The sequence below is a fragment of the Pseudomonas sp. KNUC1026 genome (assembly GCF_021650705.1).
Taxonomy (GTDB): domain Bacteria; phylum Pseudomonadota; class Gammaproteobacteria; order Pseudomonadales; family Pseudomonadaceae; genus Aquipseudomonas.
In genome coordinates this window covers 610301-627114 of sequence record NZ_CP087138.1, presented here as the reverse complement: position 1 = coordinate 627114, position 16814 = coordinate 610301, and the positions used below count along the sequence as shown (strand labels likewise).

11 protein-coding genes, 3 tRNA genes and 4 pseudogenes are annotated in these 16814 nt (G+C 65.8%); 1 reads left to right on the top strand and 17 read right to left on the bottom strand.

Annotated features, from left to right (window positions below; translation table 11 throughout):
• The first annotated feature begins 181 nt into the window (after positions 1 to 181).
• Positions 182 to 3570, top strand: a pseudogene (locus LN139_RS25360) (type III effector HrpK domain-containing protein).
• 234 nt (positions 3571 to 3804) lie between these two features.
• Here the strand turns inward: LN139_RS25360 and LN139_RS02580 are convergent.
• From LN139_RS02580 to LN139_RS02500, 17 genes and pseudogenes are all read right to left on the bottom strand, one after another.
• Positions 3805 to 3881, bottom strand: a tRNA-Asp gene (locus LN139_RS02580).
• Between the two features lie 85 nt (positions 3882 to 3966).
• A tRNA-Asp gene (locus tag LN139_RS02575) sits at positions 3967 to 4043 on the bottom strand.
• A gap of 44 nt (positions 4044 to 4087) precedes the next feature.
• Positions 4088 to 4163: transfer RNA gene (locus LN139_RS02570), tRNA-Val, on the bottom strand.
• A gap of 122 nt (positions 4164 to 4285) precedes the next feature.
• Positions 4286 to 5361, bottom strand: a pseudogene (locus tag LN139_RS02565) (polyamine ABC transporter substrate-binding protein).
• Between the two features lie 39 nt (positions 5362 to 5400).
• Positions 5401 to 5742, bottom strand: coding sequence for a cupin domain-containing protein (locus LN139_RS02560; RefSeq protein WP_236358471.1), 342 nt, complete (start codon positions 5740 to 5742; stop codon positions 5401 to 5403).
• A complete protein-coding gene (locus LN139_RS02555) occupies positions 5739 to 7163 on the bottom strand; it encodes an NAD(P)/FAD-dependent oxidoreductase (protein ID WP_236358469.1) in 1425 nt (474 codons plus the stop codon). The genes LN139_RS02560 and LN139_RS02555 overlap by 4 nt, the downstream gene beginning before the upstream one ends.
• A 60-nt stretch (positions 7164 to 7223) precedes the next feature.
• The gene (locus LN139_RS02550) at positions 7224 to 8024 is read right to left on the bottom strand and encodes a helix-turn-helix domain-containing protein (protein ID WP_236358467.1); all 801 of its coding nucleotides are present in this window, start codon (positions 8022 to 8024) and stop codon (positions 7224 to 7226) included.
• 8 nt (positions 8025 to 8032) lie between these two features.
• Positions 8033 to 9040, bottom strand: coding sequence for a UDP-N-acetylmuramate dehydrogenase (murB, locus tag LN139_RS02545; protein ID WP_236358465.1), 1008 nt, complete (start codon positions 9038 to 9040; stop codon positions 8033 to 8035).
• Positions 9037 to 9501, bottom strand: a complete 465-nt coding sequence (locus LN139_RS02540; protein WP_236358463.1) for a low molecular weight protein-tyrosine-phosphatase — start codon at positions 9499 to 9501, stop codon at positions 9037 to 9039. Before LN139_RS02540 ends, murB begins: the two co-directional genes overlap by 4 nt.
• Positions 9501 to 10262, bottom strand: coding sequence for a 3-deoxy-manno-octulosonate cytidylyltransferase (gene kdsB, locus LN139_RS02535; protein ID WP_236360229.1), 762 nt, complete (start codon positions 10260 to 10262; stop codon positions 9501 to 9503). Before kdsB ends, LN139_RS02540 begins: the two co-directional genes overlap by 1 nt.
• Before the next feature lie 2 nt (positions 10263 to 10264).
• Positions 10265 to 10447: pseudogene (locus LN139_RS02530) on the bottom strand (Trm112 family protein); the annotation flags it as partial.
• Between the two features lie 26 nt (positions 10448 to 10473).
• On the bottom strand, positions 10474 to 11481 hold the full coding sequence (gene lpxK / locus LN139_RS02525) for a tetraacyldisaccharide 4'-kinase (RefSeq protein WP_236358461.1): 1008 nt from the start codon (positions 11479 to 11481) through the stop codon (positions 10474 to 10476).
• Positions 11481 to 11906, bottom strand: a complete 426-nt coding sequence (locus LN139_RS02520) for an ExbD/TolR family protein (RefSeq protein ID WP_236358459.1) — start codon at positions 11904 to 11906, stop codon at positions 11481 to 11483. Before LN139_RS02520 ends, lpxK begins: the two co-directional genes overlap by 1 nt.
• Entirely contained in the window at positions 11903 to 12538 is a 636-nt protein-coding gene (locus LN139_RS02515; RefSeq protein WP_236358457.1) for a MotA/TolQ/ExbB proton channel family protein, read from the bottom strand. Before LN139_RS02515 ends, LN139_RS02520 begins: the two co-directional genes overlap by 4 nt.
• 76 nt (positions 12539 to 12614) lie before the next feature.
• Positions 12615 to 14834: a DNA internalization-related competence protein ComEC/Rec2 gene (locus tag LN139_RS02510; RefSeq protein ID WP_442964370.1), complete on the bottom strand. Its 2220-nt coding sequence runs from the start codon at positions 14832 to 14834 to the stop codon at positions 12615 to 12617.
• 184 nt (positions 14835 to 15018) lie between these two features.
• Positions 15019 to 15795, bottom strand: a complete 777-nt coding sequence (locus tag LN139_RS02505) for an ABC transporter permease (protein WP_236358453.1) — start codon at positions 15793 to 15795, stop codon at positions 15019 to 15021.
• A pseudogene (locus LN139_RS02500) lies at positions 15792 to 16725 on the bottom strand (ABC transporter ATP-binding protein). Before LN139_RS02500 ends, LN139_RS02505 begins: the two are co-directional and overlap by 4 nt.
• Positions 16726 to 16814: the final 89 nt, after the last annotated feature.

Sequence of the window (16814 nt, the reverse complement as noted above, 5' to 3'; positions counted from 1 at the left end):
CCTTGGCTCACAGGGGCTGCAGCGTTACCGGTGAGCGGCCGCCCTGCCCTGCCACATTGCTGTCACTTTCGATTCATATGCCGCACCTATAAGGGGCACAGCCTTGCCGATCGAAGCAGTGCGTCTGTCCAGGCGTTCGCAGTCACTGCCTTTGGCATCCATCACCCAAGGAGGACGGTCAATGTCTGTGTCAGTCGAGAAAGTCGCCAGCAACGAGCGCAGCGACAGCAACAACCAATGGGGCGACGCTGTCGATCGCGCCAAGGCCAAAGACGCCGGTATCGAATGGGAACGCCCGAAAGGCGACAACCGCAGCGCGCAGGAGATCATCGACTCCAGCCCCCTGCTCAAGAACCTGGGCAACCAGAGCGGCGTGAAGGACAAGCTCAGGGACCGTGTCGGCGATTTCGAGAAAGACCCGGATGCGGCCTACCGCGCCGTGCAGGTGCTCGACCATGTAGAGCAGTTCGACGAAGGCGGCAAGCGCCTGGTCGGCGGTGACATCGGCAACAGCCGAGTCGACGGGTTCACCAAGGGCGGCGATGCCAAGCACGGCACCGAAGCCGGGCGTTTGCAGGATTTTGGCAAGTACGGTTTCGAGAACCTCAAGGGCGAGCTCAAGCATATCGAGGCCGCCAGCGAGAACAAGGAAAACCGCGAAAAAGCCGAAGCGCTGGGCATCAAGTGGGAACGCCCGAGAACGACAAACGCTCGGCCCAGGACATCATCGACTCGAGCCCCTTGCTGAAAAACCTGGGTAACCAGAGCCACGTCAAGGACATGCTCAAGGAGCAGGTCGGTGACTTCGAGCGCGACCCGGATGCTGCCTTCCGCGCGGCCCAAGTGCTCGACCACGTGGTGCGTTTCGATGAAAACGGCCAGCGCCTGGCCGGCAACGATGTCGACAACAGCAGCATCGACGGCTTCACCAAAGGCGGCGAAGCCAAGCACGGCACTGAAGCTGGCCGCTTGCAGGATTTCGGCAAGGGCGGCTTCGACAGCCTCAAGGGCACCCTCACCCACGCCTCGGACGTGGGCGGCGATGCGCAGGCACGCAAGGACGCCGAAGCGGCCGGCATCGTCTGGGAACTGCCCAAGGACGACAAACGCAGCGCCCAGGACATCATCGACGCCAACCCACTGCTCAAGAACCTCGGCAACCAGAGCGGCGTGAAAGATGCACTCAAGGAGCGCGTGGGCGATTTCGATACCGACGCCAATGCGGCCTTCCGCGCAAGCCAGGTGCTCGACCGCGTGGTCGGTTACAACGAGAAAGGTGAAGTGCTCAGCGGTGGCGATGTCGCCAACAGCAGCATCGACGGCTTTACCAAGGGCGGCGAAGCCAAACACGGTACCGAGGCCGGGCGCCTGCAGGATTTCGGCAAGTACGGCTTCTCGCAACTGGCCAAACCCCAGGCCAGCAGCGACATCACCAGCTACAAGGATTACCTCAAGGCCAACCCGGATGCCGATGCAGGCTCCAGGCAGGTCGCGCAATACGCTGCGATCCTCGACCAGAAGTACGATTCGATCCGCGGCAAGACCGGGGCAGGCGATGCCCTGACCGAGCAGAACATCAAGGACTACAAGAACGCCAACCCGCAGTTGAGCCAGCAGGAGAAGGAAGCGCTGGACTTCTTCTCCCAGCCCGGCGCCTTCCGGCAACTGGACACCGCTTCCGCAAGCCTTGGCGGCAGCGCCGACGGCAAGGCCAACAGGGCTGATATCACGACCTGGCTGAGCAAGGAAGCGCCCAAGGATGCTGCTGGCCTGACCACCCTGATGCAGGGCGTGGTCTCGGGCAACATCACCAGCCATGTCGACACCAGCAAGCTGGGCAAAGACGTGTTCGAGCACCCTGGAGAAGTACAGCGCCGAGCAAAAGGCCGCCGTGCTGCTGGACCTGCAGAACGCGCAGAAACTGGTGATCGACGGCGCCAACGCCGGCATGTGGAGCACCGACTACGGCAAGGTGGCCATCGCCAACAGCTCCGGCGCGTTCTGGGAGCCGGAGAAACTGCTGCAGGACATCAACGAGCACATCAGCCTTCTGCAGAAAGACCCGGACACCGCCAAGTTCATCAAGGACAAGGGCGACGAAGGGCTCAAGAGCCTGTTCGAGGCCAATCCGGGCCTGAAAGAGGCCGTGGGCAAAACCTACGACGACGAGATCAAGTCAGGCAAGGCGCTCGACAAGGCCTGGGATGCGGCCACCAAGGACGGCAAGACCGACCAGACCGCTGCGCTGACCAGCTACTACGCTACCGCCCAGAGCATGCAGACCATGCTCGGCAAGAGCGACGCCGCTGAAATCCAGGGCGGCGTGGGCAAATCCAAGCACGCCGAGGAGCTCAAAACCTTCTACAAGGACCAACTGGCCACCGGGGATCGCATGCGCGAGCTGCTCAAGACCCAGACGCCGGAGCAGGCCGCCGCCAGCTACAGCATGGAAATCGCGCTGTACAACGCCACGCTGGACCCGACCTTCACTGCCCAGTTCGACAAGCAGGTCAACGACAATTTCTCCACCGTCACCCAGGAGAACCTGTTCAAGGGCTCAAGCTTCGAAGACATCAAGAAGGCCTACGGCAAGAACGGCGGCGACGAGCTGGACGAGGACAAGATCCGCAAGCTCATCGACCAGATGCGCACCGAGTCGCCCGAACTGCTGATGAACGCCGACGGCACCATGGCCACGACCGACCAGGTGCTCTCGGGCTTCCGTGGCAACTGGGACCTGATGCGCCAGGGCACCAAGGCACTGGACAAGTTCGGCAAGCTGTCGGACTTCGACCCCAGCGGCGATGCCAAGGGCGCTTACGGCAGCGGCACCTTGCATGCGGTGAGCGGGCTGTTCCTGGCCGGCGTGACCATTTCGCGCGGTGCGCAGAGCGGCAAGAACCTCACCGACCGTAACATCGTCGACATCGCCACCGGCTCTGTGCAAACCGCCACCGTGCTGACCGAAGGCGGCGCCAAGGGCTACCAGACGTACATGGCCGACGCGCTGAAAAGGGCAAGGACCTGATCAAGGACATGAACAACGCGGGCCTGGCCGGCGACTTGCTCAACAAGGTCGAAGCCAACGTCAACAAGGGCGAGAACTACGTCAAGATCTCGAAGAACTTCGAGGAAGCCGCCAAGGGCATCGGTGGCCTGGCCGGGATCGCTGCTGGCGCCTACGGCATTTTCGACGGTGTGCAGGCGATTCGCCGGGGCGACAACCTGAGCGGCGGCTTTAGCATCACTGCGGGCTCCTTGGGCGTGCTCGCCGGCACTGCGTCGGCTGCAGAAGGCACGCTGGGCCTGCTCGGCGCGAACCTGCCACGCTTTTTGCCGGCCCTGGCGGGCACCGCTGGTGTGCTCGGTTTTCTCGGCGCAGGCGTGGCCGTGCTGGGGGCTCTCATTCCTGGCCTGGTCAAGGAAGGGCAGCAGCAGGCCCAGCAGGATTCGTTCGGCACGGTGCTGGGTGAGGCGATCGAGCGCTACGGGATCGACGGGGTCAAGGATGGGACCATTGCGGACATTCCGACCAAGGACTGGCCGGGTGGGGAAACCTGGACCTCTTGAAGCGCTAGCCAGGTTGTAGTGGGAGGCCTGCATGGTCAGCGACACACGTCGCGCGGCAAGCCGCCCACCGAGTGATCTGCGCGGAGGCCGAGTCGATGCCGGGCCTCTTTGTGGGAGGCCGGCTTGCCGGGCGGCGTGCAACGGCGACGTGCATCGACGACGCAGAAAGCAAAAAAGCGACCTAAGGTCGCTTTTTTGTGTGTGCCGAGCTGTTCAAAGGCTCATGCACGAATATGGCGCAGCGGACGGGACTCGAACCCGCGACCCCCGGCGTGACAGGCCGGTGTTCTAACCGACTGAACTACCGCTGCGTTTCGTTTGACGCTGGCTGACCGATGCGGGGTGAGGCTTCGGTCTCAACCAGAGCACCGTGAAGTGCAAAGGCTGGAAGTAAAATGGCGCAGCGGACGGGACTCGAACCCGCGACCCCCGGCGTGACAGGCCGGTATTCTAACCGACTGAACTACCGCTGCGCGTCGGCCGGGCTGACGCCCGATTTGAAACAGTACTCACGAAGTGGTGGGTGATGACGGGATCGAACCGCCGACCCTCTGCTTGTAAGGCAGATGCTCTCCCGGCTGAGCTAATCACCCTTTGCTTCGCTGAGGTGGCGCATTCTGGGCATCCGGCAGACCTAAGTCAATAGCCTGCTTGAAGTTTTTTCAAAAAACTTGAGAGCGCCCGGGTTCGCAGGCGCCCTCCCCTGCCAGGGGCATCACTCGCCGTTCTTCACCCGGCTCCAGATCCGCGTGCGCATGCGGTCGGTGGCCAGCGGCACCGCTTGCAGTACGAACAGTTTCTGCATCACTTGCTCCGGCGGGTACACCATCGGGTCGTTGCGCACGGCCGGGTCCACCAGCGAATCCGCCGCCGCGTTGCCATTGGCGTAATGCACCGCATTGCTGATGCTGGCCATCACCGCCGGCTCCAGCAGGTAGTTCAGGTACGCATAGCCTGCCGCCTCGTCTGGGGCGTCGGCGGGCATGGCGACCATGTCGAACCACATCGGCGAGCCCTCTTGGGAATCACGTAGGCGATCTTCTGCCCGTTGTGCGCCTCGCTGGCGCGGGAGGCGGCCTGCATCACGTCCCCGGAAAACCCCACCACCAGGCACACGTCACCGTTGGCCAGGTCGCTGGTGTACTTGGAGTTGTGGAAATAGCGCACGTAAGGGCGCACGCCCATCAGCAAGGCCTGGGCCTTATCGTAGTCGGCCTTGTTCTGGCTGTGGTGCGGCAGGCCCAGGTAGTTGAGCGCGATGGGGAGGATTTCCGGGCCGTTGTCGAGAAAGGCCACGCCGCATTTGGCGAGTTTCTTCATGTTTTCAGGCTTGAACACCACGTCCCAGGAGTCGATGGGCGTGTCGCCCAGCACTGCCTTGACCTTGTCGATGTTGTAGCCGATGCCAGTGCTGCCCCACAGATCGGGGAAACCATAACGGTTGCCCGGGTCGTTGGCCTCCAGCGCCTTCATCAACGCAGGGTTGAGGTTTTGCCAGTTGGGCAACTTGCTGCGGTCCAGCGGCTTGAGGGCCCCAGCGGTGATCTGCCGCGCCATGAAGTGGTTGGAAGGGAACACCACGTCGTAGCCGGAATGGCCTGCCGAGAGCTTGGCGTCGAGCACCTCGTTGCTGTCGTAGAGGTCGTACTGGGTAGGGTAACCGGTGCGCTCGGTGAACACTTTGAGAGTGTCGGGCGCGATGTAGCTGCTCCAGTTGTAGATGCGCACCGTTTCGGCCGCATGGGCGGTGGACACAGCCAAAAGCAAGGGGACCGCGAAAGTCTTGAACATGACGCCAACCTCTGTGGTTTTAGATGTTGTGGGGGGCAGTCAGAAAATCAGCACGTAACTCTTGCGAACGGTTTGTTGTACATCCCAGATACCCGTGGTGTTCGCAGGGAACACCAGCGCGTCGCCGGCCTGGATCTCGATGGGCTCGCCTTCGTCGGGGATGAAGGTGCAGCGGCCCTGCACGAAATGGCAGAACTCCTGCTGCACGATCTGCCGCCGCCAGCGCCCGGGCGTGCATTCCCAGACCCCGGCCTCCACGCCATCGCTGCGCTCGACGCTGTGGGTGGCCACCTGCGACAGCGGCTCGCCCAGCGGCACGGCGACCGGGCCAGGTTCGCCCAAGGCGAGGGTGTGGGTGTTCTTGAAATGTTCGATGGTCATGCGAATGGCTCCCGGGTGTGCATCAGGCGTTCCATGGTCGCGGCCAGGCCTTCGGCCATCGAGCGGCGCCAGCGCGGCGCCTGCGGGTTGGCGAGCACGCGGTCTTCATGGACGAAACTCTGGATGATCGCGTTGTAGCCCAGCCAGCGCAGCGGCTCGGGCTCCCAGCGCGGCAGCGCGGCCAGTGGGCGGTCGTTCCACACCCAGGGCTGCTCGGTCAGTTCGTTGTGCTGGCCCAGGATCAGCGCAGCCAGGGTGCGCCCGCCCAGGTTGCTGGCGCCGACGCCCTCCCCGCCAAAGCCTCCGGCCAGTGCCACCTGCTGGCGGCGGTCGATCAGCATGTGCGGCTGGAAGCGCCGGGCAACGCCTAGGTTGCCTCCCCAGGCGTGGGTCAGGCGCACATTGCGCAGCATCGGGAACAGGTCGCTGAACAAACCTTGGCGCAATTGGCGCTCGGCCTGGCTGAGGTTGAAATCTTCACGCAGGCGCCCGCCGAAGCGGTAGCCGCCACGGGCGCCGAATACCAGGCGATCGTCGCGCGTGCGCTGGCCATAGGTAACCTGCCGGCTGTTCTCGCTGAAGGCCTGGCCGCGGTCCAGGCCGATCTGCGCCCACAGCTGCGAGGACAATGGCTCGGTGGCCACGATCAGGCTCTGTGCCGCCACATGGTGGCGGTTCAACGGCGGCAGTTGGCTCGAATACCCCTCCACTGCCGGCACCACCCAGCTGGCGCGCACCTCGCCTGCGGCAGTGCGCACGCAGCCGGGCTGCCAATCGAGCACCGCGCTCTGCTCGAAAATGCGCACGCCGGCCCGCTCCACGGCCTCGGCAAGGCCGCGCACCAGCTTGGCCGGCTGAATGGTTGCGCAGTGCGGCGAATACAGCGCGCCATAGGCATTGGCCACATTCAGTTGCTCACGCAGCGCCTCCGGGCTCAGCCAGCGGTAATCGCCTTCGCCCAGGCCCTCGGCGCGCGCGGCTTGCAATTGCTCACGCAGGCGCCGCTCCTGCTCGGGGTAGCGCGCCGCGCAGTAGAGTACCCCGCCCTTGCGCAGTTCGCAGTCGATGCCCTGGGCCTGGCACACCCGCGCCACCTCATCGGGGATGCCGTGCAGCAGCGCGAAGGCCGCCTTGCGCTCCGGTGCGGCGAGCGGCGCCAGCAGGCGGTCTTCGCCGAGCAGGTTGCCCATCAGCCAGCCGCCGTTGCGCCCGGAGGCGCCGAAGCCGGCAATCCGCGCTTCGAGAACGACAATGTTCAGGTGCGGCGCCTGCTGCTTGAGGTACCAGGCAGTCCACAGCCCGGTGTAACCGGCGCCGATGATCGCCACGTCCGCCTCCAGCGCCTCGTTCAGCGCCGGGCGTGGCACCAGTGGCCCTTGCAGTTGGTCCATCCACAGGCTCACTGCCCGCCAGTCGCTCATCGCCGCCTCCACCGTTCACATGCCGGCAGAGGTTATGCGGGTGGGCGTGTGGCTGTCTTGTCAGCGGGTACGCGCGCAATGCGCCTTGAGCCAGGCCTTGGGCGTGCTGCCGGTGTGGGCGCGGAAGGCTTTGTAGAACACCGAAGTGGAATTGAAGCCGGCACTGGCGGCCAGCTCATCGACCGCTGCGGCAGGCCCCGCCTCGTTCAGGCGTTCCAGCAGCCAGGCCAGGCGTGCCTGGGTCACGTAGCGGTAGAAGCTCTGGCCCAGCACCTGGTTGAGCAGGTAGGACATCTGGTTGCGGCTGTAGCCGGTGGCCGTGGCCACCCGCGCCAGGCTCAGCTCGGGATCGCGAAACGGCTGCTGCTGGCTGAAGTAGTCCTCCAGGTCGCGCGCCATGAAACTCAATTGCCGCGCCGACAGGCCCAGTTTGCTGATGGCCGGTGCCGGGCGCTGCTCGCTACCCGGCAGTTGCTCGCGCACCAGTGACGCGTATTCGTTGACCTGCAGGATCAGCCCGTCGCAGACGGTGATCGCCTCGCTCGAACGGAACACCACGCGCTGCCCGCCGCCCTGAAGGGCTGTCTGATACTGGATGAACGCAGTACTGCCATCGACGCGGATACGGTCGTTGTGCTCCAGGTATTCATCAGGGTGGCGCGGCAGCGTGCCGATGACGTATTGGCGCAGCTCCGCCAGGCCCATGCTGCGGGCCTGGAAGAAATCGTTGTACTGCACGTCGGGGTGGTAGATCGCGAGAATCGCCTCCAGATCGCGGCGCTTCCATGCCAAGTGATAGCGCATTACCACCTCACGGGTGATGGCGGTCTGCGCATCGGTGTCGAGCGGGATCGGCGGCATGGCGGGGCTCAGAGCACGTTGGGTTCCATCTCCAGCATCACGCCGAAGCGCTCGCGCACATCGGCCTGGACTCGCTCGGCCAGCCCCAGCACCTGTGCGCCGGTGGCGCCGCCGTGGTTGACCAGCACCAGCGCCTGCAACGCATGCACGCCGACCGCGCCATCGCGGTAGCCCCGCCAGCCGGCCTTGTCGATCAGCCAACCGGCGGCGAGCTTGGCCTCACCACCCGGCAACGGGTAACTCACCAGGTCCGGGTAGCGCTCGCGCAGCGCATCGGCCTGAGCCTGCGGGATCACCGGGTTCTTGAAGAAACTGCCGGCATTGCCCAGCACCGCAGGGTCGGGGAGCTTTTCCTGGCGGATCGAACAGATGGCGCGGCTCACATCCTGCGCAGTCGGCGCATCGATGCCCTGCTCGGCCAGGCGCTGGCGCACCGGGCCGTAGTCCAGATGCAGTGGGGCCTCGGCGCTCAATCGAAAACGCACCCGCAGGATCACCCAGCGGCCAGCCTCGCGCTTGAAGCGGCTGTCGCGGTAGCCGAATTCGCATTCGCTCAAGGAGAACTCGCGCAGCTCTCCGCTGTGGCGGTCCAGTGCGGTGAGGCCGGCGAAGACGTCCTTGACCTCCACGCCGTAGGCGCCCACGTTCTGCATCGGCGCTGCGCCCACGGTGCCGGGGATCAGGCTGAGGTTCTCAAGGCCGGCCAGGCCCTGGGCGAGGGTGTATTGCACGAAGGGGTGCCAGGGCTCGCCGGCCTCGGCTTCGACCAGGCCATCGCCCAGCACGCGAATGCCCCGGCTGGCCATGCGAATCACCAGGCCCGCCACGTCGCGCGCCAGCACCAGGTTGCTGCCGCCGCCAATCACCCGCACCGGCCAGCCGTTGTGCTCGGCCAGCGCCAAGGCCTGGCGCAGCTCATCGTCGTTGTGCACCTGCACGAAGCGTTCGGCATGCGCTTGCACGCCGAACGTGTTCCACGGTTGCAGAGAAGCGCCCTGCTCGACCGCCAGGCTCACCGCTGGCCTCCGTATTCGGCCACCAGCGTGTCGCAGCCCGCTTCGATCAGGTCGAGCACCTCGCTGAAGCCGTCTTCGCCGCCATAGTAGGGATCAGGAACCTCGGCCACGGTTGAGCCGGTGAACTCCAGAAACAGCGCCAGCCGCGCGGGGCTGCCCTCGGGGCGCATGCGCTCCAGGTGCGCCAGGTTGGCGCGGTCCATGGCCAGGATCAGGTCGCGAGAGAAGAAATCTTCGGCGTCGACCTGCTGCGCCCGTTGCGCGCTCAGGTCATAGCCGCGTTTGCGCGCCGCAGCCTGGGTGCGAGTATCGGGGGCCTTGCCCACGTGCCAGTCGCCGGTGCCGGCCGACGCCACTTCGAAACGCTGGCCGAGGCCTGCGTCGGCCAGCTTTTGACGCAGCACGCCTTCGGCGGTGGGCGAGCGGCAGATGTTGCCCAGGCACACGAACAGGATGCGCATCAGGCCTCCAGCAAGCGCCTTACGCGCTCGAGATCTTCAGGGGTATCGACGCCGGTGGGCGGGGCGATCAGGGCATTGGCCACATGAATGCGCACGCCGTGCCACAGCGCGCGCAGCTGCTCCAGCGCTTCGGTCTGCTCCAGCCAGCATGGGCCCCAGGCGACGAAGTCCTGCAGGAAGCCTGCGCGGTAGGCGTAGATGCCGATGTGGCGGCGATAGGGCACGCCGGCCGGCAGCACGTCGGGGGCCCTGGCCAACGCGTCGCGTGCCCAGGGCAGCGTCGAGCGGCTGAAGGTCAGGGCCAGGCCCGCCTTGTCGCTGACGACCTTGACGATATTGGGGTTGAACAGCGCCTCGACCGTTTCGATCGGCTCGGCCAGGGTCGCCATGCGCGCCTCGGGGTGGGCAGCGAGGTTGGCGGCCACCTGGTCGATCACCTGCGGCGGAATCAGCGGCTCGTCGCCCTGCACGTTGACCACGATGGCGTCGGCGGCGAGGTTCAATGCCTGGGCCACTTCAGCGAGCCGGTCGGTGCCGGACTCGTGATCGGCGCGGGTGAGGATCGCCTGGCCGCCGAAGCTTGCGCAGGCTTCGAGGATGCGGGCGTCGTCAGTGGCCACCACCACGCGCTCGGCGCCGCTCTTGCTGGCCTGCTCCCACACCCACTGCACCATGGGCTTGCCGGCGATCAGTTGCAGCGGCTTGCCGGGCAGGCGGGTGGAGGCGTAACGGGCCGGGATGACGACGGTGAACGCGGGGATCGTTTGTCCAGGCGCTCGTCGTCGGTCAGGGTGCGGGCTTCGGTTTCGAGCATCACCGGGATGCCGTCGCGGATCGGGTAGGCAAGGCCCGCGCCTTTGCTGATCAGTTCGAGCTTGTCGTCGCTGAGCTTGAGCGGGCCTTTGGTGATCGGGCAGGCGAGGATGTCGAGCAGCTTGGTGTCCATGGGTGTCCTTGATCGGCTGCGGCCGGTCAGCGCGCGTAGCGGGCCACCAGGGCCTGCACCTGCGCGTCGAACCAGGCCTGGAAGGCTTGGGAAGGTTGTGCGTCCACCGCCAGGTACCACCAGTTCGGCTGGGCAAAGGCCCGGCATTTGACCGCGTCCTTTTCGGTCATCACCAGCGGCAGGGCAGGCTGGAAATCCAGCGCCTGGGCGCTGAAGCGCGCGTGGTCGGCGAACGCATGGTGCACAGGCCGCCAGTGTAGCGCTTCCAGGGTGTCGAAGAAACGCTGCGGGTTACCGATGCCGGCCACCGCGTGCAGCGCCTGGCCGGGCGCGAAATGCTCGAGGCTTTTGCGCTCGCCGCTGGCCAGGTTCACCAGCGCCGAAGGCCGCAGCACGAAGCCGAAGCCTTGCTCGGTGTCGTGCCGGGCGCCGTTGAAGAGCACCGCGTCGACACTGCTCAGGCGCTCGGCCGGTTCCCGCAGCGGCCCCGCCGGCAGGCAGCGGCCATTGCCCAGGCCGCGGGCTGCGTCGATCAGCACCAGCTCAAGATCCCGGGCCAGGCGGTAGTGCTGCAGGCCGTCGTCACTGAGCACCAGGTCCAGCGGCTCGGCGGCCAACAGAGCCTGCACGGCGCGGGAGCGGTCAGGGTCGATCACCATCGGCACGCGACTGCGCTGCAAGATCAGCAGCGGCTCGTCACCGGCCACTTCCGGCGCATCGCTCGCATTCACACGCCACGGCAAGCTGGGCGGTTTGGCGCCGTAGCCACGGCTGACCACGCCCACCCGCAGCCCAAGTGCGCGGCAGCGTTCGACCATCCAGAGAATCATCGGCGTCTTGCCGGTGCCACCGACGGTGATGTTGCCCACCACCAGCACCGGGCACGGCGCGCGCCAGGCATGGGCCTGGCCACTGAGGTAGCGTTCGCGTTTGTTGCGGGCCACGCGGCGGTAGAGCGCTTCGAGCGGCGCCAGCAGCGCCGGTGCCGGGTGGCCTGTGTACCAGGCCTTGAGCAGCCGGTCGCCCAGGCCCATCAATGGCCCTGCGCTTCGATGGTGGTCATCGAGAGCTTGCTGAAGCCCAGCTTGCCGGCGGCGTCCATTGCGGTGATGACTGCCTGGTGCGGGGTTTTGCCGTCGGCACTGATGGACATCGGCAAGGCGGTGTTTTCGCCGGCCTCGCTCTTGATCGCACTCATCAGCGTGTCGAGGTCACTCTTGGGCAGGCGCTTGTCGTTGACCGCGTATTCGCCATCGGCGCTGATGGCGATGTCGATGCGTTTTTCGTCCAGCTCGCTCGGCGCACCGCTCACCGCCTGAGGCAGCTCGACGCGCAGTTGGGTTTCGCGGGTGAAGGTGGTAGTGACCACGAAGAACAGCAGCAGCACGAACACGATATCGATCAGGGACGCCAGGTTGATGTCGATGTGCTCGCGCTGGCGGCGGCGACGGAATTTCACGCAGCCACCTCGGCCATGTCGACGTCACGCTCGCCCTGCACCACTTCCACCAGTTTGATCGCCTCTTGCTCCATGCTCACCACCAGTTCGTCGACCCGGCGCAGCAGGAAGCGGTGGAAGAACACCGCAGGAATACCGACCATCAGGCCCGAGGCCGTGGTGATCAGCGCTTTGGAAATACCGCCGGCGAGCACCGAGGCGTTGGCGCTCATGCCGGTGGCGGTGAAGGCGCTGAAGATGTCGATCATGCCGAGTACCGTGCCCAGCAGGCCCAGCAGCGGGGCCATGGCGGCGATGGTGCCGAGGGTGCTGATGTAGCGCTCCAGCTCGTGAATCACGCGCGAGGCGGACTCCTCGATGCACTCTTTCATGATCTCGCGGCCATGGCGGGAGTTGGCCAGGCCTGCGGCGAGAATCTCACCCAGAGGCGAGCCGGCGCGCAGCTCCTTGAGGCGTTCCTTGTTCAGCTGTTTGTCCTTGATCCAGCGCCACACCTGGCCCACCAGGTGGTCGGGAGCGACACGGCTGGCGCGCAGTGTCCACAGGCGCTCGGCGACGATCGCCAGCGCCACGACCGAGCTCAGAATGATCGGCACCATCATCCAACCGCCGGCTTTGACCAATTCCCACACAGTAAGCGCCCCTCGAAAAAAGGCCGCCACTCTACCACAGCCCGGCGTGGCTGCCGAAGGCGCGGCGACACAAGGGTCAGGGCAAACGCCAGAAGCGTGGCCGCTCGCGCCAGCGCTCAGGCGGCTCGGTGCTGCCCAGGCGTAGCCACAGTGCGCCATGCACGGCGGTGTCGTGTATCTGGATGCCGCGCGCCGTATAGCGGGCCAGCACCTGCGGATGCGGATGGCCAAAACGGTTGGCACTGCCGCGCGGGATCATCACCTGTCGCACACCCAGGCCGTCGAGCAGTGCTGCACTGGAGGAGGTCTTGCTGCCGTGATGAGGTGCTTGCAGCCACTCTGCGCGCCAATCGGGGCGCTCGCGCAGCAACGCCTGTTCGCCTGGCAGTTCCAGATCGCCGGGCAGCAACAGGCGCTGCTCGCCGGCTTCGATCAGCAGCACGCACGAGGCAAGGTTGCCCTCCTTCGCCGCCTGCCAGCGCCACTGGCTGAAGCGCACGCCGTTCCAATCCCATTGCGCGCCGCTTTCGCAGGGGTCGTAGCCCTCGGGCAGGGTGTGCGGGTCGCCAGCGCGGCGCCAGCCAGTAGGCAAGGCTTTGAGCACGCTGGTGGCACCACCGGCGTGGTCCAGGTGGCCGTGGCTGATCAGCAGGCCGTCGAGCCTGCGCACGCCCAGTTGCCGAAGGCTGGGCACCACCACCTGCTGGCCGGCGTCGCTGCCGCCAAGGGTGGGCCCGGCGTCGTACAGCAACGCGTGGTCACGGGTGCGCACCAGCACCGCCAGGCCTTGGCCGACATCCAGTTGAGTGACCCAGGCCTCGCCGTGCGGCGGGGCCGGGCGGGGTGCCCAGAACAGCAGCGCCATCAGCGGCAGGCCAAGCCAGCGCAGCGGCACCCCAGCCGGTGCCAGCCACCACAGCACGCCCAGGGCGATCAGCGGCCAGGCCCAGCCTGGCGGCGCGGGGACTTCCAGAGGCGCAGCCAGGCCCGCCAAGTGCTCGAGTGCGCCAAACAACAACGCCAAGGCATGCCCCACGCCAATCAGCAGCCCCTGCCCCGCCCACGGCCACACCAGCAGCAGCGCCGTACCGGCCAGCGCGCCCGGCAAAACCACCAGGCTCACCCAAGGCACGGCAAACAGGTTCGCCAACGGCCCGCTGACGCTGACCGGCAGCCCAAGTGCCACCAGCCAGGGCGCCAGGCCTATGGCCGTCAACCATTGCGGGCGCAGCCAGGCTTGCCAGAGCGGCCAGCCGCCCAGGCGCCCGGAGAACCCCAGCAGCAATATCGCCACCGCCGCGAACGACAGCCAGAAGCCCTGCCGCAGGCTGGCCAATGGCTCGGCCAGCAGCACCCCGCACAGTGCCCCCAGCAGCGGCAGCCCAAGGCTCGGCCTGCGATAGGTCAGCCGCCACAGCAGCACCCAGGCCAGAATCAGGCAGGCGCGCTGTACGGGCACGCCGAAGCCTGCCAATGCCCCATACCCCAACGCGCCAGCCATGCTCGCCAGGCACGCGCAGGGCAACCAGGGCCAGCGCGCTGGCCACAGCCCCAGCCGAGCCAGGCCCGCCACCAAGCCGTAGAGCAGCCCCGCGAACACACCGATGTGCTGGCCGGAAATCACCAGCAAATGCACCGTGCCGGTGGCCTGCAGCATCTGCCATTGCTCGGGTTTCAGCCCACGGGAGTCACCTAGCACCAACGCCGCGATCACTGCCTCGTAGCCTTGAGCGGGCACCGCCAGCAGGCGTTCGGCCAGGCGCTCACGCCATTGCCATGAGGTGGCGGCCTGTAGGCGTTGACCATCTTTCACACTGCCCTGCGCGCCAATGCGTTGCGCCAACAGCCAGGCTTCCTGATCGAAGCCGCCAGGGTTCACCAGGCCCCGCGGCTCGCGCAGGGTCACCGCCAGGCGCCAGCGTTCGCCATCGCGCACCGGCGGGCCTGCGAACCAGCTCAGGCGCAGGCGCGTGGGCAATTCGGCGCGGCGCGCGCTCACATCCCGCAGCTCGAAGCGCACGCTGCGCCCGTCCTCACGCGGCAGGCCGGTGACACGCCCTTCCAGCCAGAACGTTTCACCGTGCAGCGCCGGCGGCAGCCGCTCATCGAGCGCCCATTGCGCCGACAGGCAGGCCCAGCACAGCCCCGCCAGGAACCATCCCGGCAGCCAATGCCCGCGCCACAGGCAAACCACTGCCAACAACGCCCCTAGCCCCAACATCCAACCTGTCGGCAACGCCGGCAGCCAGCGCAATGCCAGCAGCCCGGCAGCCAATGCAGCCATCCTTGGCCCCATATTCACCTCTGCAATCTGTGCCTGTGCAGCTATAGCCCAGACCGGCAGAAATGTTTTTCAGCACTTGTCACAAAAACTCAAGGCGCACCCGGCAGAAAAAGTGCGGAGGGCGGCTTGCCGCGCGACGAGTATCGACTTGTCGCGCGGCAAGCCGCCCTCTCACTGGTTCAAGAGCGTATCGAGACTAGGAGCGCATCCCTCGCCCGCTCACCAGCAACCGCGTGCAGCAGAAGTACAGCACCACGGTCGACACCAGCATGAAGGTGATCGCCACGCCGATGCGAATATCGGAAACGCCGAGGATGCCGTAGCGGAAGGCGTTGACCATGTGCAGCACGGGGTTTGCCAGCGAGATGGTCTGCCAGATCGGCGGCAGCAGGTTGATCGAATCGAACACCCCGCCCAGGTAGGTCAGCGGCGTCAGAACGAAGGTCGGGATGATCGAAATATCATCGAAGTTGCGTGCGAACACCGCGTTGACGAAACCCAGCAGCGAAAAGATCGTCGCAGTGAGCACCACCACCAGCACAGTGATGCCCAAGTGGTGCACCTGCAGGTCGGTGAAGAACAGCGACAGCAGGGTCACGATCAGGCCCACCGCCAGCCCGCGCAGCACGCCGCCCAGCACATAGCCGACCAGGATGGTGTGCGGCGACACCGGAGACACCATCAGTTCCTCGATCGAGCGCTGGAACTTGGCGCCGAAGAAGCTGGAGACCACGTTGCCGTAGGAGTTGGTGATCACCGACATCATGATCAGCCCCGGCACGATGTACTGCATGTAGCTGAACCCGCCCATGCCGCCGATCTGCCGGCCGATCAGGTTCCCGAAGATCACGAAGTACAGCACCATGGTGATCGCAGGCGGCAGCAGGGTCTGCGGCCAGATGCGCATGAAGCGGCGGATTTCGCGGTAGACGATGGTGTTCAGCGCCACCAGGTTGGCTGAAAGCTCGCTCATAGGGCCACCTTCGCAAGGTTACGTTCGACCAGGGACACGAACAGTTCCTCCAGGCGGTTGGTCTTGTTGCGCAGGCTGCTCACCGGGATGTTGCGTTCGGCGAGCGCTGCGAACAGCGCAGTCACACCGGCGGCCTTGTCCACCTGCACTTCCAGGGTGTGGGCATCGACCAGCCGGCAGGGATAGCCAGGCAGCTCCGGAGCGTGGTCGAGGTCGCGGCCCAGGTCGAGCAGAAAGGTCTCGACCGTAAGCTTGCCCAGCAGGTTGCGCATGCTGGTGTTCTGCACGATGGTGCCGTGGTCGATGATGCCGATGTTGCGGCACAGCTGCTCGGCCTCTTCCAGGTAGTGCGTGGTAAGGATGATGGTGGTGCCCTTGCGGTTGAGCTCGGTGAGGAAGGTCCACATCGAGCGGCGCAGCTCGATGTCCACACCAGCGGTGGGCTCGTCGAGGATCAGCAAGCGCGGCTCGTGGATCAGCGCGCGGGCGATCATCAGCCGCCGCTTCATGCCGCCGGACAGCGAGCGAGACGGCGTATCACGCTTGTCCCACAGGCCCAGCTGGTTCAGGTACTGCTCGGCACGCTCACGGGCGACCTTGGCCGGGATACCGTAGTAGCCGGCCTGGGTAACCACAATGTCGAAGGTCTTCTCGAACTGGTTGAAATTGAATTCCTGCGGCACCACGCCGATCGAGCGCTTGAGCTTGGCAGGCTCCTTGTCCAGGTCATGGCCGAACACGTTGACCGTGCCGGAGCTTTTGTTCACCAGGGTCGAGAGCACGCCGATGGTGGTGGATTTGCCCGCCCCGTTGGGGCCGAGCAGGGCGAAGAAGCTCACCTTCGGCCACGTCCAGGTCGATCCCCTTGAGGGCCTGGAAACCGTTGCCGTAGGTTTTTGTCAGCTGTCGTATGGACAGGGCTTGGGTCATGTCGGGCTTCACTTATCGCTTGAGCTTGGGCCAGAAATGGCAATGGGTGCGGCGCACCCGGAACGGTGGGCATATTCACCGAGCGTAAT